The sequence below is a fragment of the Actinoplanes sp. TBRC 11911 genome (genome assembly GCF_012933445.1).
GTDB lineage: Bacteria > Actinomycetota > Actinomycetes > Mycobacteriales > Micromonosporaceae > Actinoplanes.
In genome coordinates this window covers 78,745-102,984 of the sequence record NZ_JABBNC010000011.1, presented here as the reverse complement: position 1 = coordinate 102,984, position 24,240 = coordinate 78,745, and the positions used below count along the sequence as shown (strand labels likewise).

Annotated in this window: 24 protein-coding genes and 1 other RNA gene; 8 read left to right on the top strand and 17 right to left on the bottom strand. The window is 68.8% G+C overall.

Annotated features, from left to right (window positions below):
* Positions 1-42: 42 nt before the first annotated feature.
* Positions 43-1,296 carry an ATP-binding protein gene (locus HH310_RS17675; protein WP_169176662.1) on the top strand — a complete coding sequence of 418 codons (1,254 nt, stop codon included), beginning with the start codon at positions 43-45 and terminating at the stop codon, positions 1,294-1,296.
* Here the strand turns inward: HH310_RS17675 and HH310_RS17670 are convergent.
* The 4 genes from HH310_RS17670 to HH310_RS17655 all read right to left on the bottom strand — a co-directional run bounded on the left by HH310_RS17670 (position 1,293) and on the right by HH310_RS17655 (position 5,566).
* Complete coding sequence (locus HH310_RS17670) at positions 1,293-2,714, bottom strand: RNB domain-containing ribonuclease (RefSeq protein WP_169176661.1); 1,422 nt, start codon at positions 2,712-2,714, stop codon at positions 1,293-1,295. The two genes, HH310_RS17675 and HH310_RS17670, sit on opposite strands and share 4 nt — an antisense overlap.
* A gap of 85 nt (positions 2,715-2,799) precedes the next feature.
* Positions 2,800-4,101 carry a hypothetical protein gene (locus tag HH310_RS43190; RefSeq protein WP_211192262.1) on the bottom strand — a complete coding sequence of 434 codons (1,302 nt, stop codon included), beginning with the start codon at positions 4,099-4,101 and terminating at the stop codon, positions 2,800-2,802.
* A gap of 85 nt (positions 4,102-4,186) precedes the next feature.
* Positions 4,187-4,393, bottom strand: coding sequence for a hypothetical protein (locus HH310_RS17660; protein ID WP_169176660.1), 207 nt, complete (start codon positions 4,391-4,393; stop codon positions 4,187-4,189).
* A 147-nt stretch (positions 4,394-4,540) separates the two neighbouring features.
* Complete coding sequence (locus HH310_RS17655; protein WP_169176659.1) at positions 4,541-5,566, bottom strand: aspartate-semialdehyde dehydrogenase; 1,026 nt, start codon at positions 5,564-5,566, stop codon at positions 4,541-4,543.
* A gap of 102 nt (positions 5,567-5,668) precedes the next feature.
* Between HH310_RS17655 and HH310_RS17650 the strand changes: the two genes are divergently transcribed.
* On the top strand, positions 5,669-6,466 hold the full coding sequence (locus HH310_RS17650; RefSeq protein WP_169176658.1) for a class I SAM-dependent methyltransferase: 798 nt from the start codon (positions 5,669-5,671) through the stop codon (positions 6,464-6,466).
* Here HH310_RS17650 and HH310_RS17645 read toward each other — a convergent pair.
* The 3 genes from HH310_RS17645 to HH310_RS17635 are packed head-to-tail and all read right to left on the bottom strand — an operon-like array spanning position 6,463 to position 9,164.
* On the bottom strand, positions 6,463-7,065 hold the full coding sequence (locus HH310_RS17645) for a D-alanyl-D-alanine carboxypeptidase family protein (protein ID WP_169176657.1): 603 nt from the start codon (positions 7,063-7,065) through the stop codon (positions 6,463-6,465). The genes HH310_RS17650 and HH310_RS17645 overlap by 4 nt on opposite strands.
* A 38-nt stretch (positions 7,066-7,103) precedes the next feature.
* Positions 7,104-8,228, bottom strand: coding sequence for an ABC transporter permease (locus tag HH310_RS17640; protein WP_169176656.1), 1,125 nt, complete (start codon positions 8,226-8,228; stop codon positions 7,104-7,106).
* 27 nt (positions 8,229-8,255) lie between these two features.
* On the bottom strand, positions 8,256-9,164 hold the full coding sequence (locus tag HH310_RS17635; RefSeq protein WP_169176655.1) for a LysR family transcriptional regulator: 909 nt from the start codon (positions 9,162-9,164) through the stop codon (positions 8,256-8,258).
* A 91-nt stretch (positions 9,165-9,255) separates the two neighbouring features.
* Here HH310_RS17635 and HH310_RS17630 point away from each other — a divergent pair, with 91 nt between their 5' ends.
* The 4 genes from HH310_RS17630 (at position 9,256) to HH310_RS17615 (ending at position 13,474) form a co-directional block, all read left to right on the top strand.
* On the top strand, positions 9,256-10,488 hold the full coding sequence (locus HH310_RS17630; RefSeq protein WP_211192261.1) for an MFS transporter: 1,233 nt from the start codon (positions 9,256-9,258) through the stop codon (positions 10,486-10,488).
* A gap of 346 nt (positions 10,489-10,834) precedes the next feature.
* Positions 10,835-11,893, top strand: coding sequence for a type I glyceraldehyde-3-phosphate dehydrogenase (locus tag HH310_RS17625; RefSeq protein WP_169176653.1), 1,059 nt, complete (start codon positions 10,835-10,837; stop codon positions 11,891-11,893).
* Between the two features lie 11 nt (positions 11,894-11,904).
* On the top strand, positions 11,905-12,810 hold the full coding sequence (locus HH310_RS17620) for a threonine/serine dehydratase (RefSeq protein ID WP_169176652.1): 906 nt from the start codon (positions 11,905-11,907) through the stop codon (positions 12,808-12,810).
* A gap of 1 nt (position 12,811) precedes the next feature.
* Positions 12,812-13,474: an HAD family hydrolase gene (locus tag HH310_RS17615; RefSeq protein ID WP_169176651.1), complete on the top strand. Its 663-nt coding sequence runs from the start codon at positions 12,812-12,814 to the stop codon at positions 13,472-13,474.
* On the opposite strand, the gene HH310_RS17610 is transcribed toward HH310_RS17615, so the two are convergent.
* From HH310_RS17610 to HH310_RS17590, 5 genes are all read right to left on the bottom strand, one after another.
* Positions 13,461-14,390 carry a catalase family peroxidase gene (locus tag HH310_RS17610; protein WP_169176650.1) on the bottom strand — a complete coding sequence of 310 codons (930 nt, stop codon included), beginning with the start codon at positions 14,388-14,390 and terminating at the stop codon, positions 13,461-13,463. The genes HH310_RS17615 and HH310_RS17610 overlap by 14 nt on opposite strands.
* A gap of 980 nt (positions 14,391-15,370) precedes the next feature.
* Entirely contained in the window at positions 15,371-15,559 is a 189-nt protein-coding gene (locus HH310_RS17605) for a hypothetical protein (RefSeq protein ID WP_169176649.1), read from the bottom strand.
* Positions 15,560-15,579: 20 nt separating this feature from the next.
* Positions 15,580-16,341, bottom strand: a complete 762-nt coding sequence (locus tag HH310_RS17600) for a sulfite exporter TauE/SafE family protein (RefSeq protein WP_169176648.1) — start codon at positions 16,339-16,341, stop codon at positions 15,580-15,582.
* Between the two features lie 13 nt (positions 16,342-16,354).
* Positions 16,355-17,188: a helix-turn-helix transcriptional regulator gene (locus tag HH310_RS17595; protein WP_211192259.1), complete on the bottom strand. Its 834-nt coding sequence runs from the start codon at positions 17,186-17,188 to the stop codon at positions 16,355-16,357.
* Complete coding sequence (locus HH310_RS17590) at positions 17,185-18,528, bottom strand: FAD-dependent oxidoreductase (RefSeq protein ID WP_169176647.1); 1,344 nt, start codon at positions 18,526-18,528, stop codon at positions 17,185-17,187. The genes HH310_RS17595 and HH310_RS17590 overlap by 4 nt, the downstream gene beginning before the upstream one ends.
* A 117-nt stretch (positions 18,529-18,645) precedes the next feature.
* On the opposite strand from HH310_RS17590, the gene HH310_RS17585 reads away from it, so the two are divergent.
* Entirely contained in the window at positions 18,646-19,530 is an 885-nt protein-coding gene (locus HH310_RS17585; RefSeq protein ID WP_169176646.1) for an alpha/beta fold hydrolase, read from the top strand.
* Here the strand turns inward: HH310_RS17585 and HH310_RS17580 are convergent.
* Complete coding sequence (locus tag HH310_RS17580; RefSeq protein ID WP_169176645.1) at positions 19,468-20,172, bottom strand: tyrosine-protein phosphatase; 705 nt, start codon at positions 20,170-20,172, stop codon at positions 19,468-19,470. The two genes, HH310_RS17585 and HH310_RS17580, sit on opposite strands and share 63 nt — an antisense overlap.
* A gap of 70 nt (positions 20,173-20,242) precedes the next feature.
* Here HH310_RS17580 and rnpB point away from each other — a divergent pair.
* An RNA gene (gene rnpB, locus HH310_RS17575) (RNase P RNA component class A) lies at positions 20,243-20,650 on the top strand.
* 633 nt (positions 20,651-21,283) lie between these two features.
* On the opposite strand, the gene HH310_RS17570 is transcribed toward rnpB, so the two are convergent.
* From HH310_RS17570 to HH310_RS17555, 4 genes are all read right to left on the bottom strand, one after another.
* A complete protein-coding gene (locus HH310_RS17570) occupies positions 21,284-21,751 on the bottom strand; it encodes a hypothetical protein (protein ID WP_169176644.1) in 468 nt (155 codons plus the stop codon).
* 94 nt (positions 21,752-21,845) lie between these two features.
* On the bottom strand, positions 21,846-22,469 hold the full coding sequence (locus HH310_RS17565) for a hypothetical protein (RefSeq protein ID WP_169176643.1): 624 nt from the start codon (positions 22,467-22,469) through the stop codon (positions 21,846-21,848).
* Positions 22,470-22,580: 111 nt separating this feature from the next.
* A complete protein-coding gene (locus HH310_RS17560; RefSeq protein ID WP_169176642.1) occupies positions 22,581-23,039 on the bottom strand; it encodes a MarR family winged helix-turn-helix transcriptional regulator in 459 nt (152 codons plus the stop codon).
* Between the two features lie 39 nt (positions 23,040-23,078).
* Positions 23,079-24,230, bottom strand: coding sequence for an MFS transporter (locus HH310_RS17555; protein ID WP_169176641.1), 1,152 nt, complete (start codon positions 24,228-24,230; stop codon positions 23,079-23,081).
* Positions 24,231-24,240 lie beyond the last annotated feature (10 nt).

The following is a 24,240-nucleotide window of genomic DNA, read 5'->3' as shown; positions in this document are numbered from 1 at the left end:
ACCCCGTCGCAAAACGAGAGTTTGAGACCTAGACTTCCTGGTGTGGCCCCGCCTGACCTCGTTCCCCGTCGCATCGCCGCCCAGGTGGATGCCGCGCTCGGCGACACTCGCGTCGTCCTCATCAACGGTGCCCGCCAGGCCGGCAAGAGCACCCTCGTGCGCGTCGTAGCGGGCGAACGCCTGGCCGAGAGACGCGACCTGGACCGCGCCCAGGATCGTGCGGCGGCCTTGGCCGACCCGGTCGGCTTCGTCGACGCGCCCGGTCTGCTGGTGATCGACGAGATACAGCGAGCCCCCGACCTGCTGCTCGCCATCAAGTCCTCGGTTGACGAGGACACCCGCCCCGGGCGTTTCCTGCTGACCGGTTCCTCCAGGTTGTTCGGGATGATCGCCGCACCTGATGCTCTGCCGGGACGGATGGAGACGGTCGAACTCTGGCCGTTCTCGCAAGGCGAGATCGACAGTGAACCGGACGGCTTCGTCGACGCGGTGTTCGCCGCCGGCCCCGATTTGCGACATGAGTCGGCTGTCGCGCGGGCCGGCTATGCGGACCGCATCGTGCGTGGTGGTCTGCCCGAGGCGGTCAGCCGCACCGACGCCCGTCGCCGCGCGAGATTCTTCGACTCGTACGTTCAGGCGCTCATCGACCGCGATGTACGCCAGCTTTCGGAGATTCAGCACAAGGGCGAGTTACGCACGCTGGTGCGCCTGCTGGCGGCTCGGTCCGGCACCATCATCGCCGCCGGGGCTCTCGAATCCAGCCTCGGCCTGGCCCGTCAGACGATCGCCCGCTACCTCCAGGCCCTCGAAGAGATCTTCCTGGTCAAGCGGATTCCGGGCTGGTCCCGCAACCTGGGCACGCGCGCGACGGCGGCGCCGAAGATGGTTTTCGTCGACTCCGGCATCGCCGCTCACGAGATGAGCTTCGACGCTCACGCGCTTCTGCGGCCGGGCGCCCCGTTCGGTCCGCTGCTCGAATCCTTCGTGCTGTCCGAATTGTCCCGGCAACTCACCTGGTCGGATCAGTTCGCCGACCTCTACCACTACCGCGACCACAGCAAGTTCGAGGTCGACGCGGTGCTGGAGAATCGTCGCGGGCAGGTTGTCGGCATCGAGGTCAAGGCGGCGTCGACGGTCGGGCCCGACGACTTTCGCGGCCTGAAACGGCTGGCCGAGCGGCTTGGCGACGATTTCGTGACCGGGGTTGTTCTCTATACCGGCACGTCGACTCTGCCGTTCGGTACCAAGTTGCGGGCCATGCCGGTCAGCGCGCTGTGGCAGGTCTCCGCGCCCTAGGCTCGTTCGAACTCGACCTTTCGGGTGGCCGGATCGGCGACCGTCAGGCGGGCTCGGATACGGGCGCCCAGTGGCAGGTCGCCGAGGCAGCGGGCGCGCACCGCCGGGTCGTCGATCGCCACCGTGCCGGACGGCGGGCGGCCCGGCTTGGCGTTGTTGTCGCGGTCCAGGACGCCGGCCTCGAAGTGCTCGCCGACGCGATGCTGCAGCAGCACCGCCTCGGCCAGCTCGATCGCGCCCCGATTCGCGGCGCCGGCCACCCGGTCGGTGTCGGCCATCGCCTTCGGCAGCCGGGGCAGGGCCTCGCGCGCCCAGTCCGGAACCGGCTCGCCGGACACCAGCGCCAGGCACGTCTCGGTGGCGTACCGGTCGGCCAGCCGCCGCAGCGGCGCGGTCACGTGGGCGTACGGCGCACCCACCCCGCCGTGCCCGGTCTCCGCCGGGACGGTGCCGTCGAACGCCGTGTAGGTCGCGCCGCGCAGCAGGTCGGCGGCCTGGTCCAGGAACGCGGCACCGCGCGGGGTGGCCGGGTCGACCGAGGCGATCACCGTGCCCACCGGCATGTCGTCCGGCCAGTCCACGTCCAGCGAACCCGCCGCGGCCCGTAACCGCTCGACCGCGTCCGGCCGCGGCGCGGGCATCGTGCGCAGCAGTCCCACCCCGCCCGCCAGCATCATCGACGCCGCGGCCACGCCGGTGAGCAGCGAGATCTGCGCGTTGTAGTCCTCGATCGGCAGCGGCGCGCGCAACACCAGCCGCCAGCCCTCGCCGTCGCGTTCGACCTCCTGCTCGGGCATCGGCAGGTTCACCGCACCGCGATCGGCCGCGCGCTTGGCCAGCAGCTCGCCCAGTTCCGGCAGCAACGCGATCGGCTCCGCCGCGGTGTCGGTGTCGACCTGCCGCTGCACCGACGCGTAGTCGAGCTTGGCCCGGCTGCGCACCCGGGCGCGTTCCAGCGTGACGCCGACCGTCTCGCCGTCCGCGTCCAGGTCGATCGTCCACACCACGGCCGCGCGGTCCACGTCCGGGAACAGGCTCACCGCGCCCTCGCTGAGCACCGGCGGGTGCAGCGGAATCCGGCCGTCCGGCAGATACACGGTCTGACCTCGAAGCCAGGACTCGGCCTCCAGCGGGCCACCCGGCCGCACGTACGACGCGACGTCGGCGATCGCATAGCGCACCCGATACCCGCCGGTCGCGCGGCGGCTCAGGTGCATGGCCTGGTCGAGATCCTTCGAACTGGCCGGGTCGATGGTCACGAACGGCACGTCGGTGCGGTCGGTGACTGGCATCGGCGTACCCGTGGCGGCCTGTTCGGCCTCGGCGAGCGCAGCCGCCGGAAAGTCCGCGGGCAGCCTCAGCTCCCGCCGCAGCACCGAGAAGTCGATCTGCGGAGCCCAAACGCGTCTGATCGGCACCGCTCATTCCTACTACGGACACGACCGGCCCTGTGTCCCCCGGCCGCTGTCTGGGTTCGACAGCAACCGGGGGACTCGTGGTCGATCAAGCGCGCCGGGCGGCGATTTTCCTTGCCCCCGTACGCGTCGAGCCCCGTCCCGCGGTCGGCGTGTTGCGGGCCGCCGCGTTCCGTGCCGCCGCGGGCGTGGTCGCCTTGGCGACCTTGGCCCGGTTCGTCGACGACGTCTTGGGCGTGCGGGTGGCCTTGGGCGCGTTGGCCGTCTTGGCCGCTCGCTTGGTGGTCGCCTTGTTGGCCGCCTTGGCCGCGCGGGTGGTCGCCGTTCGCGGGGCCGCGGCGCGCTTGGCCGGCGCCTTCTTGGCGGCGGTGGCCTTGCGAGCCGTGGTGGCCTTGCGAGCCGTGGTGGCCTTACGAGCGGTCGTGGCCTTGCGAGCGGTGGTGGCCTTGCGAGCCGTGGTGGCCTTGCGAGCCGTGGTGGCCTTGCGAGCGGTGGTGGCCTTGCGGGCCGTCGTCGCCTTGCGAGCCGTGGTGGCTTTACGAGCGGTGGTGGCCTTACGGGCCGTCGTCGCCTTGCGAGCCGTCGTGGCCTTACGGGCCGTTGTGGCCTTCGGGGCCGTCGCCGCCTTACGGGCCGTGGTGGCCTTGCGAGCCGTCGTGGCCTTACGGGCCGTGGCCTTTCCGGCGGTGGTGGCCTTGCGGGCGGTCGTCGCCTTACGGGCCGTCGTCGCCTTACGAGCCGTCGTGGCTTTACGTGCGGTGGTGGCCTTCGGGGCGGTCGCCGCCTTACGAGCCGTGGTGGCCTTACGAGCCGTCGTGGCCTTCCGGGCGGTCGTCGCTTTACGGGCCGTCGTGGCCTTCCGGGCCGTCGTCGCCTTGCGCGCCGTCGTCGCCTTCTTCGTCGCGGGAGCCTTCTTGGCGGCGGTGGCCCGGGTCGTACCGGTCGCCTTCTTCGCCACCGCCTTCTTCGCGGTGGCCGCCTTCCGCGCCGTCCCGGTCGCCTTCGTAGCCGTCCGTGTCGTCGCGGACGCCGGCGCCTTCTTGGCGGTCGACTTCTTCGCCGGCCCGGTCTTCGCCGCCTTCGCGACCTTGGCGATCTTCTTCGCCGCCGTCTTGCTCGCGGCCGACTTCGCCGCGGCCCGGTTCGCGGCCGCCGTGCGGGAGACCGCGTTGGTCGCCTTGCGCACCGCCGACGCGACCTTCTTCTTGGCGGGCTTCGAAGCCGACGGAACCATGTCGGCGGCGACGGTCGCCCCGTTCATCGACTCGTCCTCGATGGAGGCGGTGGTGATGCCGGGGCCTTTCGAGACGGCGGCCGCGGTGCGACGCGGTGCGGTCTTCGTTGCGGGTTTCTTGACGCTCTTGCTGGACGCCTTATTGGCAGCGGCCATCAGGGTTTCCTCCTTGCGAATGACTGCGGGCTCGTCTCCGCCTGGAGACTCCGAGATTCCGGCTTGGACATTGGAAAAGCCGGTATTAGTCGTTCTCCCCGGTCCAGCGGGCGTCCTCGGCATCCCACTCGGCATTGCGCTTCTCGACCGTTTCGAGTGCCCGCGTCGCTTCGTCTGCCGTGGCATAGGGGCCGAGCCGATACTGGGCGGGACATAGGTCGTCGCCGGTCTCGACCCGGTGATGACGAAGGCACCAGAAATAGGCGCCTCCGCCGGGCCCACTGTCGTTCATGCCATCACTCTGCACCTCAAATCGACCATCCGCCACCGATTCGGGCAAAAAGTCCTAGATTTCCACATTGGAACGGGGTGGAATTCCCCGGATCGGGCACAAAAAAGCCGCGGCACACTCCCGTGCCGCGGCTTTTTCGAAGCGTGCTCAGGCCAGTTCGGCGGCCACCAGCTCGGCGATCTGCACGGCGTTCAGGGCCGCGCCCTTGCGCAGATTGTCGTTGGCGACGAAGAACGACAGACCGTTCTCAGCCGTCTCGTCGGCACGAATACGCCCCACGTATGACGGGTCGCGGCCGGCCGCCTCGATCGGCGTCGGCACGTCGGACAATTCCACGCCGGGGGCGCCGGTGAGCAGCTCCCGCGCCCACGCCGGCGGCAACGGCCGGGCGAAGCGGGCGTTGACCTGCAGCGAGTGGCCGGTGAAAACGGGGACCCGCACGCACGTACCGGAGACCAGCAGAGCCGGGATGTCCAGGATCTTGCGGCTCTCGTTGCGGAGCTTCTGTTCCTCGTCGGTCTCGCCGAGACCGTCGTCGACGAACGAGCCGGCCTGCGGGATCACGTTGAAGGCGATGGTCTTGGGGAACTTGTGGCCGGCCGGGAACTCGACGGCACGGCCGTCGTGGGTCAGCTCGGGCGCGTGATCGGCGACCTTCTGCACCTGCTCGTGCAGCTCGCTGACGCCGGCCAGACCGGCCCCGGACACCGCCTGGTAGGTGGTGACGACCATGGACAGCAGCTGGGCCTCGTCGTGCAGCGGCCGCATGACCGGCATGAACGCCATCGTCGTGCAGTTCGGGTTGGCGATGATGCCCTTGGGCCGGTGACGCGCGGCGTCCGGGTTGACCTCGGAGACGACCAGCGGGACGGCCGGGTCCATGCGCCAGGCGGACGAGTTGTCGATGACGACCGCACCGGCCTCGGCGACCCGCGGCGCCAGCTCCTTGGAGCTGCCCTTGCCGGCCGAGAACAACACGATGTCCAGACCGCGGAAGTCGGCGGCCGCCGCGTCCTCGACCGTCACCTCGCCGTCCTGCCAGGGCAGGGTGCGGCCCGCGCTGCGTGCGGACGCGAAGAGCCGGAGCTGGTCAACGGGGAAGTGGCGCTCGGCCAGGATCCGGCGCATGACGCCGCCGACCTGTCCCGTCGCGCCCACAATGCCGATCCTCATACGCACCAAAGTACGGCCTGAACTGCGTACGAAGAAATCGACATGTTCATATAGCGGGATTGTCATCCCACACTCAGGGATCGATTGCATAGCGTACGGGACATGGCGACGTACACGCATGGACACCACGAGTCGGTCTTGCGCTCGCACCGGTGGCGCACCGCAGAGAATTCGGCCCGGTACCTGTTGCCCCACCTTTCCTCCGGCACCACGATGCTCGACGTCGGCTGCGGACCGGGCACGATCACCGCCGATTTCGCGACGTTGGTCACCCCCGCCCGGGTGGTCGCGATGGAGGTCAGCGAGGGTGCGCTGGATCTGGCCCGCACCGAGATCATCCGTCGCGGGCTGACCAACGTCGACTTCGTGGTGGGCGACGTGAACGCGCTGGAGTTCGCCGACGACACCTTCGACGTGGTGCACGCCCACCAGGTGCTGCAGCATCTCGGCGACCCGGTCGGCGCGTTACGGGAGATGCGCCGCGTGACGAAACCGGACGGCGTCATCGCGGTCCGCGACAGCGACTACGCGGCCTTCGCCTGGTACCCGCGGCTGCCCGCCCTGGACGAGTGGCTCGACCTCTACGAACATGTCGCGCGGGCGAACGGCGGCGAGCCCGACGCGGCCCGTCACCTGCTCGCCTGGGCGCACGCGGCGGACCTGCGCGAGGTGACCGCGAGCTCGAGCACCTGGCTGTTCGCGACGCCCGCGGATCGTCAGTGGTGGGGCGGTATGTGGGCCGACCGGGTCCTGCAGTCGGCGATGGCGGAGACGGCTCTGAGCAGCGGCGCCGCGACCGCCGACGACCTGCGACGGATCTCGGACGGCTGGCGGGCCTGGGCCGCCGACACCGACGGCTGGATGTCGCTGCTGCACGGCGAGATCCTCGCCCGGGTTTAAACCGACTTCGGTTTGTACGCCCAATGCCAGTTCTCCCGGGCCACGTTGTTGACGAACCCGTATTTGTCGGCGTTCTGTTTCATCCAGCCGAGCGCCTTGCTGTTCAGGTCGAGGTCGGTCGCCATGCCCCAGCCGTGTTCGCTGGTGCCGGGCTTGGCGGCGAGCCCACCCTGGGAGTAGAGGCCTTTGCGCCGGGCGAGATCGACCTGTTCGGTGTACGGCCGATACGAATCGGTTATCCCGATCTTGACGCCGTCCTTCTCCGCGTCGGCCATCATCCGGGTCAGCGATTCCGCGGCCGGCGCCCAGAGCTTGTGCCGGGTGTTTCCAACCTTCTCGAGCGCGTCCGCCGGAATGCGCCCGTTGCCGTACGCCGCGAGGTCTTCCGGAATGCCCTTGGCGTTGAGCTTGTAGCTCTTGTTCGCGGTCGGCGCGGCGGCCACCGCGTCCTGCAGGTAATTGGCGAAGGTGTCGCCGCTGCTGGTCGTTTTCTGCGTCGTCTGGGTCGATTGCACGGTCGGCGCGGCCTGCTGGGTTTGCAGCGCGATGATCCGGCTCTGGATGTTGGCGATACGCGAATGCACCCTGTCGATTCCCACGCTGACTTGTTCGGCTGCTACCGGGAAATCTGAGCGGGTCAGAGCGGGACGGATTCGCGGCGCTCGGAACCTTCGAACCGTTCGACCAGTTCCAGGTCGATTTCTGACGTTTTATCCCGGCGGTTCGGCAGCATGTTGGTGACCAGCACGACCGCCGCGCCGATTCCGGCATACAGCGCGAGCACGAGCAGGTGGCGGTCGATCGCCGCATCCGGGAAGTACAGATCGTCCCGTACGGCCTGGACACCGGCCCCGGTCGGCAGGTTCTCCCCGGCGTAGCGGCCGAAGGCGGGCAGGAACTCGGGCAGGATGCTGGCGCCGGAGATGACCGTGCCGAGCGTGAAGTACAACGCGCCGACCAGTGCGCCGGCCGGCCCGAAGACCGCGACCGCGCCCGCCGTCGACGCCGTGATGGCCAGCGAGATCAGCGCGAAGATGCCGAACATCTCGCCACGGTCGGCGGTGATACCCACGCCGAACCACCCCATCGACCACAGCACGACGGCGGCCGAACCGGCGGCGTACGCGGCCAGGATGCTGACGTGCGCGATGCCGCGGCGCCAGGATTTGCGGGTGCGCGGGATGAGCCGTCCCAGCCCCATCGAGGCGACCGTTCCGCCCAGCGCGAGCGCCTGGGTGAGGAAGCCGAGCGACACCCCGTTGACGTCGTCGGTGGGTAGCGGGACGACGTCGGTGATCTGCGGCGGCGTGTTCAGCTCACGGGCCCGCGACACCGGCATCTGCGCGCCTTTGATCTGCGCGAGCGCCGCCTCGGTCTGCTGCTGCATGACCGACACGTACGTCGTACGGAGCAAATTGGCCGCGGCGGGTCCGGCGGCGGAAGCGATGTAGAGACGCGGCCGCGAGCCGGTGATGTCGACCCCGCCGTAGACGTCGCGTTCCCGGATCGCCGTACCGAGATCGTCCGCGGTGGCGTAGTCGGTGACCCGGAAACGCCCGTCGGCGGTGAGCAGCCCGAGCACCTGGGCGCGTTTCTCGGCCGGCGCGACCAGCCCGACCGGCACCTGGTGCGGCTGCGCCTTGTGGCCCATCGCCAGGTAGTAAGAGGTCAGCCCGAGTTGCACGAGCACCCCGATCACGCAGACCGCCAGCGCGAACCGCCGGAACTTACGGACCGGCTCCGGTGGATACTGCTCCGCCATTCCTAGAGCTTTACGGACGAAAGGCAATCATGAGACCGTTTCGGGCTTTTGGCTCTGGACCTTCCCCTCGATGAGCGCCAGCAACGATCTCGCGGCCGCGCTGAGCGGACGCACCGACGACGTCACGAGCCCGAGGGGCCACTCCAGGTTCACGTCGCGCACCGGTTTCAGGACGAGGCCGGAACGGTTCCGCACGATGAACTCGGGCAGCAGGGTCAACCCCAGCCCTTCCCGTACGAAATCGGCGGCCTCTCCCACGTCGGTCACCTCGATGGCGACGTGCCGGTGCACGCCGGCCGCCGCCAGCGCCTGATCGACCACGATGCGGTTGCCGTATCCCGGCGGGAAGTCGATGAACAACTCCCCCTCGAGGTCGGCCAGACCGATGTCGTCCGCCTCGGCCAGCCGATGACCGAGCGGGACCGCCAGGCCCATCCGCTCCCGGAAGAGCTCCCGCACCCGCACTCCCGCGGGCGGCCGCCCGGGCACCGACGCGAAGGCGACGTCGAGCATGCCGTCGCGGACCGCTTCGACGAGGCCGATCGAGCCGTTCGGCGACACGGTGAGCCGCAGCACGACGCCGGGGTGCAGGCGATGGTATTCACCGATCACCGCCGGGATGTTGACCAGCGTGATCGAGGTGAGGGTGCCGACCCGGACGGTGCCGCGCAGCCCGCCGCGCACCTCGTCGACGGCGTCGCGGGCCTCCTGCACGGCGTCCAGCGCGGCCCGCGCCCGGGGCAGCAGCACCTCCCCGGCGTTGGTCAGCGTCACCCTCTTCGAGTTACGTTCGAGCAGCTCGGCGCCGAGTTCACGCTCAAGCGACTTGATCACCGCGGAGACGCCGGACTGCACGACGTGCAGGCGGGCGGCGGCCCGGGTGAAGTTGCGTTCCTCGGCCACCGCGACGAAGTACTCGAGATGCCGCAGATCCATGCCGCCAATCATCACACGTCGTGATGCAATCAAGCATTAATCATCGTTGGTGTTGATGGTCGGCCCGACGCAGTCTCTTGTCATGACGTTGATGACCTCATCGCGCCAGGAGGTCGGCCAGAAGACCGGTTCCTCCCGGCACGGCGCAGCCTTCTGGATCGTTGCCGCCGTCTTCACGGTGGCGCTGGCGTTCTCCACCGTTCCGACTCCGCTGTACCCGCTGTACCAGCGGCAGGACGGTTTCTCCTCGTTCACGATCACGGTCATCTTCGCGGCGTACGCGATCGGCGTGATCACCGCGCTGCTGCTCGCCGGCCATGTCTCCGACTGGACCGGACGCAAGCGGATGCTGCTGGCCGGCCTGGCTTCCGAGGCCATCGCCGGGGTGCTGTTCCTGGTCTGGAGCGAGCTGCCCGGCCTGATCCTGGCCCGGTTCCTGACCGGCGCCGGCATCGGCCTGATCACCGCGACCGCCACCGCGTACCTGTTGGAGCTGCACAGCGCGCACCGGCCCGGCGGGACCCGGACCCGTTTCGAGGTCGTCTCGGCCGCCGCGAACCTGGGCGGGCTCGGCACCGGCACGCTGATCGCCGGCGCGCTCGCCGAGTGGGTCCGGTCCCCGCTGCACACGCCGTACGAGGTCTTCCTGGTTCTGCTCGCGCTCGGTGCCGTCGCCGTCGCGACCCTGCCGGAGACGGTGACCGCCCCCGCCCAGCGTCCGGCGTACCGCCCGCAGCGGCCCCGGGTGGCCGGTAACGACAAGCTCGCGTACCTCATCGCCGCCGTCGGAGTGTTCGTTCCGTTCGCGGTCTTCGGCTTGTTCACCTCGCTCGCGCCGAGCTTCGTGGCCGGCACCCTGCACCACCCCAGCCGGTTCCTGGCCGGCCTGGTGATCTTCCTGGTGATCGGCATGGGCGCCGCGACGCAGGCCCTCTCCGGTCTGATGTCGCCGCGGCAGCGCTACCTGCTCGGCATGGTCGCCCTCGCGGCCGGTCTGCCGCTGCTGGTCGCCGGGATGAACCTGCCCTCGCTGTGGGTGTTCCTGGCCGGCGGCATGATCGCCGGGGCCGGCGCGGGCATCCAGTTCAAGACGTCGGTCTCCTCGATCGCCCAGATCGCGGCGCCGCACGAGCGCGGTGAGGCGCTCGCCGGGATCTTCCTGATCGGCTACGTCGGACTGGCCGTGCCCGCGCTCGGCATGGGTCTGGCCACTCAGGCCGTTCCCGCGACGACCGCGGTGATCTGGTTCGCCGGCGCGATCCTGGTGCTGCTGGCCGGGGTGGCGGTGCTGCACAGCCGCCGCCAGGCCCGATTGTCAGCCTGATTTAACATCACACGCGGGCCGTTTCCGGCAATGCCGGAACGGCCCGCGCGTGATTGTATTCATTCATTTTTTCGACCACGTTCTGGACTATCGCTGGCCGGAAAACGAACCGCCATCCGGATGACGCAGTGCCCTCTTTCGGTGGGCGAAATCCCGCTTTTGGAGGAGGATGCCCTGCCCGGGGGCCCTCTAAAGTGGATCAGCTGCCGCGCGCGGGATGTCGCGCGTTGACGTGCAAGTTGCACAACTCATAGTGTCGAGGGCGTGACGGCCCGTGGAACACCGGGGGTTCCATCCCGTTGCCAGAACGGATAGAACAGGATCAAAGCGGCCTAGGAGCTCCTCGATGACTGTCACCATCGGCATCAACGGATTCGGGCGGATCGGCCGCACGGTCGCCCGGGTCCTCGCGACATCGCTGGATCCCGGGTTATCCATTGCCGCGGTCAACGACCTTGCGTCGACCGAGAAAATGGCCTACGGGCTGCGCCGGGACAGCATTCGTGGTTCATTTCCGGGCACCGTCACCGCGCGGACCGACCAGCTCGTGGTGAATGACCATGCGATCCGCGTGTTCCATCACGAACGGCCCGAACGCATTCCGTGGGCGGACTGCGGAGTGGACGTGGTCATCGAGGCCACCGGACGTTTCCGGGCCGGCACCACGGCCCGCAAGCACATCACCCACGGCGGCGCGCGCAAGGTGGTGATCAGCGCGTCGGCCGACGACCCGGACGCCTTCCTCGTCTACGGCGCCAACCACGAGTCTTACGACCCGGACCGCCACGACGTCGTCTCCCCCGCGTCCTGCGGGGTGAACGCGCTGACCGTGATGGCCAAGGTTCTGCTGGATCGATTCGGCCTCAGCGCGGTCAACACCTCGGTGGTGCTGGCGACCCAGGGCTGGGGCAAGGTGCAGGACTCGGTGGTCGGCACCTCACGCGACGATCCGCGGCTGGGCCGCTCGGCGATCGAGAGCATCATCCCGCACAACTACGTGGTCGGTGACCTGGTGCGGGTGGCGTTGCCGGAGATCGGCGAGATGCGCTACAGCTACTACTGCGTGCCCACCCCGATCGGGTCACTCGCCGAACTGTCCGGTCAGGTGGACCGCCCGGTGAGCATCGAGAAGGTCAACCGGGCGATGGCCGAGGCGGCTGCCGGACCGTTGCGCGGCGTCCTGGCGTACGACCCGGATCCGACGGTTTCGATCGACGTGAAGAACAATCCGGCGTCCTGCCTGTTCGACCCGTCCGGCACCCAGACCACGGCCGATCGGGGCGTCAAGGTGCGCGGCTGGTTCGACAACGAGTGGGGCTTCTCCAACCGTCTGGTAGATCTCGCGCGCCTCGTGGGTGAACGATCACCCGTCACCTCGAGACGGGTCACGTGGAGCATCGCCTAGAGTCGGAGGCGATGATTGACCTTGATGAAGTCCTGGCCGCGGACAAGCGCATCGGCGACCGGATCCGCCGCACCCCGGTGATGCGCGGCGACGTCTGGTTCAAGCTGGAGTACATGCAGCACGCCGGCTCGTTCAAGACGCGCGGCATGCTCAACCAGATCTTGGGCGCCCTCTCGGTGCCGGCCGCGGGCATCGTGGTCGCGTCCGGCGGCAATGCCGGCTTGGCGGCGGCTTACGCGGCCCGCGAGCTGGGCCTTCCCGCCGAGGTGTTCGTGCCCGAGACGGCCCCCGCTATCAAGGTGGCCAAGCTGCGCAAATACGGCGCGCGCGTGGTCCAGGTCGGCAGCGAGTACGCGGAGGCGTACGCGGAAGCTGTTGTTCATGCCGCGTCGACCGGCGCCCTGTTCTGCCACGCCTATGACAACCCGCTGATGGTGGCCGGCAACGGCACCCTGGGTCTGGAACTGCTCGATCAGATCCCGTCCGGCTTCGACACGGTGCTGGTGGCGGTCGGCGGCGGGGGCCTGATCGCCGGGGTGATCGCCGCGCTGAGCCCCGGCGTCCGGGTGGTCGCCGTCGAACCTGCGCTGGCAACGGCGTTGCACGCGGCCCTGGAAGCCGGGGCGCCGGTCGACGTGCCGGTGTCCGGCGTCGCCGCCGATTCGCTCGGCGCACGGCAGGCCGGCGCGATCGCTTTCGAGATGGCGCGCGAGTTCGCCGTGCCGTCCGTGCTGGTTGCGGACGACGCGATCGTGGACGCCCGCCGCCGTCTGTGGGACGACTACCGGATCGTGGTCGAGCACGGCACCGCGGCGGCCTACGCGGCGTTGACGTCCGGCGCTTATGTGCCGGCGCCCGGTGAGCGCGTGGTGGTCCTGCTCTGCGGCGCCAACACGAATCCGTCCGACCTCGCCTAGCGTGTACCGGGCCGTCCTCCTCGATGTCTACGGGACGCTGATGCAGGACGACGACGCGTACGTCATGGAGGTCGCGTCACTCGTCGCCGGCCTGGCCGGGGTCTCGCCCGCTGCCGTCGCCGCCGAATGGTCGTCGCGGATCTGGGCGATGGCGGACGAGGCGCACGGCGACAACTTCCGCAGCCTCGCCGACCTGAACGTCAGCAGCCTCGCGGAGACCGCAACCCATTTCCGGGTACGCGTCGACGCCGCCACGGTATGCCGCCGGCAGATGGAGTTCTGGCGTTCAGCGCCGCTGTTCCCGGACAGCCTGCCGTTCCTGGCCGCGCTCGACGTGCCGGTGTGCCTGGTCTCCGACGCCGACCGGGAGACTCTGGAGGCGGCCCTGGCCCATCACGGCATCTCGGTGGCCGCGGTGGTGACGAGTGCCGACGCCCGCGCGTACAAGCCACGCGCCGAGCCGTTCCGGATGGCGTTGCGGCACCTGGGATTGACCGCCGGCGACGTGATCCACGTCGGCGACTCCGCGGTCTCCGACGTCGGAGGCGCCGGCGAACTCGGCATCGCCACGGCATTCCTCAGCCGGGACGGCCGCGCCCTTCCGCCATCCTTGACCGCCACGCACGTGATCGGCACCTTGACCGCGCTGCCTACGGACGGGTGAGCCCGCGTTCCGCGCTGCGGCGGCGCACCGACTCGGCGTAGGTCGCGTGCCGGAACGCGAGCAGCGGATCGTCGGAAAGCTCTATGCCGTCCGTCAGGTTCGTCGGGTCGAAGCCCTTGGCGTCCCAGCCGGCCTGGTCCGCCACCGGCCCGGTCAGTTGCAGATGGCCGGCGACTATTTCGGGCCGGTCGTCCGGCCACGCTTGCGTCGCGTCATCGGTCGGGTCGCCGGGCTCGGCCAGTTGCACGTGGAGACTGAACCCGGCCGACGCGCGGGTCTCGATTTCGCGTGTCAGATAGTCGAACGGCAGGCCGTCCAGATCCTGTTGCCCGGCCACCCCGGCGTCCGGCTCCCAGCGGTAGCGCACGGCTTGCGTACGACCGGCCGGGCCGCGCCACACGAACGCGTGCAGCGCCCAGTAACGGATGGTCGCGTAACTCGCCGGTGGCTGCTCGTTCGCGGTGGCAAACGCGGCCGCGGTGCGCGGATATTTGACGATGTACGCACCCACCTTCGCCACATCCGGGGCGCCGGTCGCCGGATCCGGTTCGATCGCGTCCACCGCCTCCATGAAGGCCTGAGGGGTGGGCGCCAGAAAAACCGGAATCGAAACGCCGATCAGATCCGTGTACGCCCCGCCGGGCAGCGCGAACCGCACCGTCATGCCCCGGACGACCCGGGCGGTGTCCGGCACGTCGGGGTTCCCGCTCGAATTCGAGAACCGCACCGTCACCGGCACCTCGTCCTGCTGCAGATGGGCCGCCGTGGTCAGCTCCGCGGCCGCCCCGGACGGCGTGAACACCCCGGTCAGGACCGTTCCGCGCGCCTGCGCCCGCCGGAACCCGGGGTGCTTGCCGTCGTTGCGTTCCAAATTGTCAACCGTGCGCGCGACGGCCGCCGCATCGTCGAATCCCATGCAGGCCATGCTCCACGAGCGAGCACGCAACCGGTAGGAACGCACCACCATTTCCCCCTGAGACACTGATCATGGGACATTCCCTGCAATTCAGGAGCCATTTCCCGCGCGAGCCCCGTCCCCGGCCACAGAAATTCGGCCACTCACCCCCTCGTGTTTCGGCCGCCCACCGCCCGTCACATTTCGACCACCACCGCCCGTCACGTTTCGGCCACCCACCGCCCATCACATTTCGACCACCCACCGCCCGTGAATGTTCCGCGCGAACGTCCGCGGCCTTCGCTGGGCGGGGATGCCCTCGGGATGCCGGCAAGCAAGTCGCGCCCGTTGAGTTCCGGCGGCGCATTCATCGCACCCGCCCGCAGCTCAGTCCACCGGCAGCTCGCCTGAAGTTGTCGCCGCGTCGCGGAGATCTTGTCGCGCCGGCCTCGGTCTGCGCCGTACCGGTCGTCATGGTCGCGCGGCAATCAGTGGCGGTCCGAGCGTTGCCGCTTTGTGCACATCGCGCTGCCATCGTGGGCTTTTCACGAACCTTGGAGACCTACGCCCACCTACGAGCCATAACTCTCCAAGGTTCACATCTGGCCGTCAAAGCCCGCCGGGCGAAAGCCGCATTATTGAGCAAAATTATACTCCACAATGGACGAGAGTCCCACATCGCGGACGCCGGGTCCAGAACGTGGTCGCGGGTCCCAGCATGCGGCCGCGAGTCCCACGAAATGGAAGCGCCGCCCGCCGGCGCACACTCCAGCGGTCCTGCCGACCTACCCTGATCACTGGAAATATCGGACATGCGCAGGCTGCGGGGCGTCCGAGAGACCAACCCGCGGCCACAAACAACCATTGATGACTAGCGATCAGGGTCGTTCGCGGAGCAGGCCATGCCGATGACCTTGTGGGTGACGGACGAGTCGGCCTGCACGCCGGATTCTGTGGCCTGCTTACCCCTAAAATTTTGTCGCCTCGCGCAGCTTTTATGGCTATCGGGCGATCGATCGGAACGACAGCGTCGGAGGCGCCGAGAAGAAAGCTGCCGCCAAGGCGTGCGTCGCCGCGGACGCTGTGTTTTCCATCCGGCCGTTCCAAGCCGGCTCGGCCGCGATGGGGTCCACGGTGTCGAAGACGGGGAAAGTCACGCCGCGGGCGACCAGGAATCCGGGGTCCAGCACCACCTCATCGTAGGCGCGGGTCAGAACGCCCTGACCAGCAAAATCAACCCGATCACCGTCCCGAACGTCACGATCAAATACTTCAGCACCCGGGCTGGTAACCGGCGGGCCAGCTTCGCACCGGCGTACCCGCCAAGGATTGTCGCGGGCACGAGCGTGAGCGCGGCACCCCAATGGACCGGGGCGAAGATCGCGAAGATCAGCACGGTGACGAGGCCGACCGAGGCGGAGAGCACATTCTTGAGGGCGTTGATGCGGTTCAGCGGCTCGTCGAGGATCAGCGCGAGCGCCGCCACGTACATGACGCCGAGCGCGGCGCCGAAATAGCCGCCGTAGATCGCGCCGATGAAGACGACCACCCGCAGTGTGATCGAGGCGCGGCGGGGGGACATGTGGCGGGGGTGGCCGACGAGACTTCGCAGGCGCTCCTGGAACGCCAACGTCGCCGCGGCGCCGAGCACCAGGAACGGCACGATCACCTCGAACGCGCGTGCGGGGGTGAGCAGCAGCAACGCGCATCCGGCGCCCGAGCCGAGCAGGCTGATCGGGACGATGGCTCGCAGTCGGCGGCCCTGACCGGCCAGGTCGGCGCGGCTGCCGACGACGCTCGAGACGTACCCGGGGAAGACCGAGACCGAGTTCGTGACGTTCGCGTCGACCGTGGGCAGGCCGGTGGCGATCAGGCTGGGGAACGTGATGAGCGAGCCGCCGCCGGCGATCGCGTTCACGCCCCCGGCGGCGAACCCGGCGACGATCAGCAGAAGCACATGTGGGAGATCCATGGTGACCATGAATCTACGGGGCGAGGGCTCCGATCACGGACAGCAGCTCGAACTTGTCGTAGTCCGATGTGCCCGGCGTGGCCGTGTAAACCACGAGCTGCTGCGACTGATCCGGATCGATGAGGCGCTGGCAGTGGAGTTCGAGCGTCCCCACCGACGGGTGCTGGAAGCGAACCGGTCCACAGTATGGGCCGGGCACCGGATGTGACCGCCACAACGAGGCAAACTCGGGACTGGACGTGAGCAGCTCGTCAACCACCGAGGCCGCCCGGGGAAGGTCGCGCGTATAGGACGCGTACAGGTCCGCGACGATCAGCCGGCTCTGTGCGTCGCGGTCGTCCGGGGGAACGAGGAGGCGCGACGCGGGATCGGTGAACCAGCGATAGTGCTTGCTGCGCGCCGGCCCCGAATAGACGCTCTCGTCGCCGACCAGCGCCACCGACAACCGGGTCTGCAGCATCGTCTCGCCCAGCGGCGAAACCACCTGAGCCGCCGTGTCGCGCAGCCCGTCGAAGATGCGCATCATCCCCGGGTTGACGTGCTCCGAGTCGGCCGGGCGCTGCGGCGTCGCGTACCCGGCCAGGCCGAACAGGTGGTTCCGCTCCTCCAGCGACATCCGCAGACCCTGCGCGAGAGAAGCCAGCATCTGCGCCGACGGATGCGGGCCGCGCGGCTGCTCCAGCCGGCTGTAGTAGTCGATCGACATGTTGCTGAGCACCGCGACCTCTTCGCGGCGCAGACCCTTGGTGCGGCGGCGCTGCCCTCGAGGAAGTCCGACATCCTCGGGTTGCAGCGCCTCACGCCTGGTCCGCAGGTATTCGGCCAGCCGCGCGCGGTCCACGATCATTCCCGCATGGCGTGGACCGGAACGGCGGCCGGCGGCTCGCCATCGGTCACGAACGCCTCACGCGGCGTCTGTACCGACGCCAGCGAGACGATGTCGCGGCCGAACACGAAGGCGGCCAGCCAGATCACCAGCACGCGGACCTTGCGTTCCCAGCTCGGCACCGCCAGGACGTGGTACCCGCGGTGCATCAGCCAGGCCGGCAGGCCTTTGATGACGATCCGCTTGTACTGGAAGATGCCGTGCCCGAGCCCCAGCGTGGCGACGGTGCCGAGGCTGTGGTGCAGGTACTGCTTCACCTTCCGGCCGCGCAGGCTCGCCAGGATGTTCTTGGCCAAAAGCTTTCCCTGCCGTACGGCGTTCTGCGCATTCGGCACGGTGTAGGCGCCCGGTCCGGACGCGAGGTCGGGAACCACCGCGTCGTCGCCGGCGCCCCAAGCGTCCTCGACCGGGTTCTCCTCGGTGCCGACGCGCAGGTCCGCGCGTACGACAAGCATGCCCTTGTTGTTGATCGGCAGGTCGGTTTGGTTGTGCACCATGGGGTTCGCGGCGATGCCGGTCACCCACACGATCAGGTTCGTGTCGAACTCTTCGCCGTTCGACAGCACCACGTGGCCGTCCTTCGCGGACTCCACCGTCGTGCCGAGGTGCACGTGGCCGCCGCGCTTCTCCAGCGAGCGGACCACCCATTCGCCGGGTTTCTGGGTGACCTCGGGCAGGATCCGGCCGGTCGCCTCGACCAGGTGGAAGTTGAGGTCCTCGGGCCACAGCTCGGGGTATTTCTTCGTCAGCGCCGTGGCCAGCCCCAGGAGCTCGCCGAACCCCTCGACGCCGGTGAACCCGCCGCCCACGAAGGTCACGGTGAGCAGCTTCGAGCGCTCCGGGCCGGCCTTCATCGTCGCCGCCCGGTCGAAGGCCGTCAGCATCTGGTCGCGGATCGCCACGGCCTCCTCGACGTGCTTGAGGCCGATCGCCTCCTCGGCAACCCCCGGAACGCCGAGCTGACGGGTGATCGCGCCGGCCGTGACCACGATGACGCTGTAGCGCAGTTCGAACTCGTCGCCTTCCAACGGGCGCACGGTGGCGGTCCGGTCCGCGTGATTGACCGAGGTGACCCAGCCCGAAATGATCTGGGTCTTGTGCAGGTGCCGCCGCAGTGACACGGCCGCATGCCGAGACTCGACCGAGCCGGCCAGCACCTCGGGCAGGAAGGGTTGATACGTCATGTACGGACGCGGTTCGACCAGCACGACCTTCGCCTCGTACCGCCGGAGTTTCTTCTCCAGCTTCCAGGCTGTGTAGAAGCCCGCGTAGCCGCCGCCGACCACCAGAATCGTACGCACGGTGTCCTCTTATCTCTTGATGTCACCAAGTAGACCCTGTAGATCACCGATTTGTGACACGTCAACGGCCATGTGTCCGCGTCGTCACAGATTGCAAGGCTGTCCGGTCCTAGAGACATGATTCACTACGCGACGACGGACGTTCTCGAGGTGGCCTACCAGGCGTTCGGCCCGGATGACGGCCCCCCGGTCATCCTGCTGCACGGCTTCCCGTACGACGTCCACAGCTACGCCGACGTGGCGCCGATGCTGGCCGCGTCCGGGTACCGGGTGATCGTGCCGTACCTGCGCGGACACGGCCCGACCCGGTTTCGCTTCTCGGAGACGCCGCGCTCCGGGCAGCAGGCGGCGCTCGGGGCCGACGTCATCGCGCTGATGGACGCTCTGTCGCTGCCGCGCGCGGTGCTCGCCGGCTATGACTGGGGTGGGCGGGCGGCCTGCGTGGCGGCGGCGCTGCATCCGTCTCGGGTCAGCGGGCTCGTTTCGGTCAACGGCTATCTCATTCAGGACATCAGCACGTCGATGGAGCCGCTGCCGCCCGCGTTGGAGGCCGGTTTCTGGTATTTCTTCTACTTTCTGACCCCGCGCGGGCAGGCCGGTCTGGCCGCCGACCCGCGCGGAGTCGCCGAGGTCATCTGGCGGCGGAACTCCCCGAAGTGGGCTTTCTCGCCGGCGGATCTGGACCGGGCCGCGACGGCGTTCGACAATCCCGATTACGTCCATGTCGTCATTCACTCCTATCGGCACAGGCTTGGGCAGGCGCCGGGAGCGCCCCTTTATGCGGCAGCGGAAGCGGCACTTGCCGAACTGCCACCGATCACCGTTCCGACGGTCACCCTGGACGGCACCGCCGACGGCAATTTCCCGGCCACTCTCGGCGGCGGCCCCCATTTCACCGGGCCGCGCACGCATCACCAGGTGGCGGACGCGGGCCACAACCTACCTCAGGAGGCGCCCGAAGCGTTCGCCGATGCTGTCCGGGAGGTTTATCCACTCCCGTAAAGCGGGGATGCGCTCGTCAATCTTCGGCTCCGGGTCCTCCGGCGTTTTCTCCTGACTTCGCCAGCCTTTCTGATCGAGGTCGTAAACCCATGCATGGCCTCCGTACGCCGCCGCGCCGCGCCAGCCATCGGCATAGTCGTCGATGATTGCCTGCTCGGTGGCGCCGGCGGCCTTGAGCAGCATCGCGGAGATCATGCCGGTGCGGTCGCGGCCGCCCGCGCAGTGGATGAGGACGGGCCCGTCGGCTTCGTCGATCGCTTGAAAGACGCGTTCGATGCGGTCGTGGGCCAGCCTCACGTTGTCCGGCCAGGCGCGCGGATGGTCGAGATACGGCCCGCACACGGCGAGGAACTCGGTGTCCTCCGGGTCCTCCGTCGGCGCGTTCACGAAGACGAGCCCCTCCAGCGACTCGCTCCGGATCGCGGGATGCTCCGGTCTTCGCTGCGTCTCGGCCGGCGCGTTGCGCAGGTCGATCACCGTGCGGACGCCCGCCTCCTTCGCCTTCGCCCACCCGTCGTCGGTCAGATATTCGGGCGCCCCCGACCGGAACACCCGCCCGTGCCTGGTCGTGCCGCCACCCCGCAACTGTCGGCCGCCGAGATCACGGACATTGCGCCCACCCGGCCAGTTCAGCGTTTCCATGCGGTTCAGGTTGCCGTCTGCCCCAGGGGGAGAGTCAACCCCGGTTTCCCGTACGATCGGAGCCGACGGACGAGTCGGCTGGGCGGCCGCGTCGGCACCCTTTCGAGGTTGCCGCCGAGGAACGTCCGGACTCCGCAGAGCAGGGTGGTTGTTAACGGCAACCCGGGGCGACCCGCGGGACAGTGCCACAGAGAACAGACCGCCGGCGCCTTCCAGGTGACCGGTAAGGGTGAAACGGTGAGGTAAGAGCTCACCAGCACCCCGGGTGACCGGGGTGGCTAGGTAAACCCCACCCGGAGCAAGGCCAAGAATGGCCACCGCCGCGAGGCGGTGACCGGCGCAAGTGCTTGAGGGCTGCTCGCCCGAGCTTGCGGGTAGGCCGCAAGAGCCGACCGGCAACGGCCGGCCGAGATGGATGGCCGCCACCGGCGACGTAGTTCGCCGGCCACAGAATCCGGCGTACAGGCCGACTCGTCCGTCACCCTTAAGCCCGAGTCTCAGAAGCATTGTGTCGAGCTGAACACACACAAAGGAGCCCAAATCCTCAGCCCGGCCGATGCCCCCGCTCACCGCACCTCCCATGATGTGGGACCTGTGTCCGCTGTGCAGGACTCACGACCACATCGTGGCCGCCGAGTCCGCAATGTGAGACCCCGGTCCACAGTGGAGTGACTTTCCTCCCGATTTGCGACTTTTGTTCTGCCGTTTTCCCCGACGTTTCGTAGACCTTGGAGATTTATGGCTCGCATGTGGGCGTAAGTTTCCAAGGTCTCAAGAAAGCCCAGAATGTGGACGGGATTTGTCGCATCGCGGGATCGATGGACGAGGCGCGGCATCGGCCTAGCGATACGCCACGTTAGTCATCTCGGCGGCGATGTCGATTGGGGCCTGCCAGCTGCCACGGCCGGGTTGCGGACTGCCGGCCCACCGGCTGCCAGCTGCCAGCTGCATGCGGACTGCCGACCCGCGGGCTGCGGAATACCGGTTGCGAGCGCCGGGGGCTCGACCAGCACGACATCGGGAGGCCGCGTGGCCAGCTCGGACCCCGACCTCGAAAAGACTTCTAGTGCCGCGTGTGAGCATCGCGACGAGTACCGCCGCTGCTGCTCCGTCAGCTGGCGTTGCTCGGGCTGGTGATGCCTCGCTCGGCGAACGACGCCGCCACCTGGTCGAAGGAGTCGACGGCCAGCTCGGGCCGGTCGGTGGCCTCGGTCACCGGCAAGTCGACCTGCGGGTCATACCCGGGGAAGCCCGTCGCCTTCTCGACGGCCGAGGCCAACTGATAGATCGAGCTCACGATCGCCCTCGCCCGCTCGCCGCTGTACCAGTACGGCACCGTGATGTCGGCCTCGCGCGCGTAGTAGCTCAGCTGGATACCGGTGGGCGAGTGGTCCAGCTCATACGAGCTCTCGGAGTCGGACACGGACACCTCGCCCAGCACCTGACGGGCCGCCGCCACGAGGCTTGCCCAGACCTCGGGGCTCGGGCGGCCGCTGTTGTCATCCTGCTCGGCGGCCGCCAGTGCCTCATCCCAGGACTGGTCGTCGGACTTGGGGACGAACATCAGGTCATAGCTCATGGCGAAGTAACGTACCCCCAGCGACCGACGTGGAAGTAAATTACCGACCCAGCAGGCCTCGGTTGTAGCCTTCGGCCACCGTGGATCGGTGGAGTCAGGCGATCTCGAGCTTGGCGTCGGACAGCGTGATGTACCAGTCGGTCTTCGTGAAGTTCCGCTGCGTCTCCTCGCCGATGTAGAGATCGAGATGGTGTTCGCCACCCAGCCCGGGCGTGAACTCGTCGACGATCTTCCAACTGGCAGCGGACAGCTTCGCGCACACGTCCTTCGGTGGCTTGGCGTTGTCCTCGATGTGACCACAGTCCGTGATGGTGAAACGGGTGCCCTGGGGCAGGACGGACGTATCGGCAGCGGCCGACATGAACGGTACGAGTGCCCCGCCGCTGGAGTTCCGTGGCGCCGTGTCCACCCAGTAGCCGGTGTCGTAGCTCCAGTTCAGGTATTTGCCGTCGGTCATCCGCCCGGTGCCCTCGTCCTTGACCGCCTGGACGAAGCTCTTCGGGTGCATGCCCAGGTCGTCATGGCCGTTGCTGCAGTTCAGCTTCGTGCAGCCGACGACCTGAACCTTCGCGTCGGTGTGGAACGACTCCACGGCGGTGTAGTAGACGGTCAGCTCCCAGCCGGTGGAGTTGCCGGTGGGAGCCGAGGCGCCGACACTGCAGGCGGTGAGCGCCACGGCGGCGGTGAGCGCGGCCCATCGTGAGCCGGTAGAAGGCATGCAGCCGAAACTACCCACCGTGACCGGGTTTGCCACGGGACCGGGCAAGAAGTGGACGACCGCCACACCCGCGACCCCCGTACGCCGTGGCGAAATGTCCGAACGGCCGGATCAGCGGGACGAGCGCATGAATCGGTCGAGCGCCCCGTTGAACCGCTCCAGGGTCGTCGCCAGCTCTTCCCGGTCTGCCTCGGAGTAGTCGGCCAGGCACTGCCGGTAAAGTTCGCGCCGCGCCTCACTCACCGCGTCGACCTGGGTCAGCCCCTTCGGCGTCGCCTCCACCACCGTGCCACGGCCGTCCGACGGGTCACGCCGGCGCTCGATGAGCCCGTCGTTCTCCAAGGTCGTCAACTGGCGGGTGACGGTCGAGCCGTCGAGATTCAGGGCGTCGGCGAGGGCCGACACGTTCAGCGGGCCATCGGACTGGAGGCGGCGCAGGATCACGTACGCCGCGCGGTCGAGCGCCCGATGCGCCCGGCCCCCGGTCGAGCGCCGGGTCGCCTCGCCGAGCCGCATGAGCAGAGCCACCTGGGTCTCGATCGTCCCCAGGACATCATCCGCCGTGGTCATAGCTGTATAATACAGCTAAAATCAGGAGACACAAGCAAGCTACCGCACGACGCGTGCACTCAGCCCCATCGCGACCATCAGCGCGAGGATCACCACGAACGACACCGTCAGCGAGCTCACGTGCGCGATCCCGCCGATGATGCCCGGCGCGATCAAACCACTCCCGTACGCGATCCCGGCCACCCCGGCGATGTTGCGGCCCGGATGCTCGCCCGTCCGCCCGGCCGCCGCGAAGATCAGCGGGACGACCACCGCGATGCCGACGCCGAGCAGGCCGAACCCGGCGATCACCAGCACCACGTTCGAGGCCAGCACGACGGTCGCCGCGCCGACCGTGGCGCACAGGCTGGAAAGCCGCACGGCGGTGACCGGGCCCAGCCGGCGCACCACCCAGTCGCCGCCGAAGCGGGCCGCCGCCATGCACACCGAGAAGATCGAGACCGTCGCGGCCGCCGTCGACGCCGGATGATGCAGCAGGTCGCGTACGTAGACCGCGGACCAGTCCAGGCTCGCCCCCTCGGCGAACACCGCGCACAACCCGATCAGCCCGATCGGCAGCACCTCCCGGGCGGGCAGCGCGAACGCGGGCGGAGCGTCCACGTCGGGTTCCGGCCGGTACGGCAGCAGCCACGGCGTGACCAGCAGCGTGACCGTGATCAGCACGGCCGCGGTGATCGCGAAGTGCAGCGGCGCACCGATCCCGGCCCGCGCCGCCACCGCCGCGACCGCCGAGCCACCCAGCCCGCCGAGACTCCACCAGCCGTGGAACCCGGACATCACCGACCGCCCGTAGCGTTCCTCCACCAGCACGGCGTGCGCGTTCATGGCCACGTCGGCAACCCCGGCGGCCGCGCCGTACACGACCAGGGCCGCACACAGAAGCACCAGCGACGTCGGCAACGCCGGCAACATCAACGCCAGGATCCACAGCAGCATCAGCACGCGCGTGAGCCCGCGCAGCGGGAACCGATGCACCAGCCGCCCCGACGCCGGCATCGCCAGCAGCGCCCCCACCCCCGGCATGATCAGCGCGACCCCGAGCCCGCCCGCGCCCACCCCGACATGGTCGGCTATCCACGGCACGCGCGCCGCGAACGTGCCGACCACGGCGCCGTGCGCCGCGAAGATCGCGGAGGTGGCGAATCGCGCGCGGCGCAGCGTCCGGTCCGGCGCCAGGACAGTGACGGTCATGCATAGACGG